The sequence below is a fragment of the Gordonia neofelifaecis NRRL B-59395 genome, from assembly GCF_000192435.1.
GTDB classification, from domain to species: domain Bacteria; phylum Actinomycetota; class Actinomycetes; order Mycobacteriales; family Mycobacteriaceae; genus Gordonia; species Gordonia neofelifaecis.
In genome coordinates, this window is record NZ_AEUD01000041.1 from 1 (window position 1) to 1,298 (window position 1,298).

The following is a 1,298-nucleotide window of genomic DNA, read 5'->3' on the forward strand; positions in this document are numbered from 1 at the left end:
TGAAGCGCCCTGGGTTTCGTTCCGTGGTTACACGGTCGCGGGCGCGGTCGTCGTGGTGTGAGTGTAGGTCGCTTCGACGTTCGCCGGGGTGCGGTAGCCGAGAGCTTCGTGGAGCCGGGAGGTGTTCCACCAGTGGACCCAGCCCATCGTGGCGAGCTCAACCTCGCTGACTGACTCCCAGATCCGCTTGGAGTAGATCAACTCCGCCTTGTATAGGCCGTTCACTGTCTCGGCCAGCGCGTTATCGTAGCTATCGCCGACGGTACCTACTGAAGCCGTAACTCCCGCGGCGAGCAGAGCGTCCGAATAGGCGAGCGAAACGTATTGACTACCCCTGTCGGAATGGTGGATCAATCCGCTTTCGTTCCTGCTCACCCCGGTGGACTGCAGTGCATGCTCCAGTGCGAGCAATGGCAGAGACTCCGTGTGGAGCGTGGGCGCGACCGCCCAGCCGACAATTCTGCGACTGAAGACATCGGTAACGAATGCGACGTAGCAGAACCCGGAGAGCATCCGGACGTAGGTGATGTCGGCGACCCAAAGCTGCTGCGGTCGATCCGCGACGAACCGCCGTTCAACGAGGTCCGGGCGCTGGTCATCTCCGTCTGCGGAGCAGGTGGTGACGGGCTTTCGACCTCGGCGAACGCCCTGCAGGCCGGCGATCTTCATCAGCCTCGCGACCTGGTCGCGACCGACGTTCCATCCTGCGTGGCGCATTGCGTGCCACATCTTCCGGACCCCATAGACGCTGTAGTTCGCCTGATGAATCCGCTGCACCTCCTCCGCCAGCATCTCGTCCCGAACGCTGCGAGCGGAGGCCGGCCTGTTCTTGGCAGCGCGGTATCCGCGGGAGGTGATGAACCCACATTCTGTCGCACTGAGGATGCGGCAGATGGCCTCGACCCCGAACTTCTCGCGATGCATGTCGACGAACGCGATCATTTCGTCGTGGGGCGGTCGAGTTCCGCTGCGAAAAACGCTGAGGCGGCCTTCAGGATCTCGTTCGCACGTCGCGCCTCGGCGAGCTCCCGCCGGAGACGGCGATTCTCCTCCTCGAGCGGCTCTCCCGGTCCGACCGGCTCGGTGGCGCCGTAGCGATTGCACCAGATCCGCAGCGTCTCTGTGCCGACACCGAGCTGCGGCGCGACGGCACGGATCGATGCTGCGCGAGGGCCGCCCTCGCGGGCTTGGCGGTCGTAGACCATGCGCACGGCACGCTCACGCAGCTCTGGACTGAACTTCTTGGGCATACTCCGATTCTCCTTGCTGAGACTCGGAACGGAACCCAGGGCGCTTCA

The 1,298-nt window shown here is 64.0% G+C and carries 1 protein-coding gene and 1 other annotated feature; the gene reads right to left on the reverse strand.

Annotated elements, in window-relative coordinates:
* Positions 1 to 27 precede the first annotated feature (27 nt).
* Positions 28 to 1,250, reverse strand: a protein-coding gene (locus SCNU_RS19870) for an IS3 family transposase (protein WP_085948520.1) whose coding sequence is annotated in 2 segments (ribosomal slippage) — positions 28 to 971 and positions 971 to 1,250 — 1,224 coding nt in all. Because the reading frame shifts where the segments join, the coding sequence is not laid out codon by codon here.
* Positions 848 to 981, reverse strand: a sequence feature (AL1L pseudoknot). Its footprint overlaps the gene before it by 134 nt.
* Positions 1,251 to 1,298 lie beyond the last annotated feature (48 nt).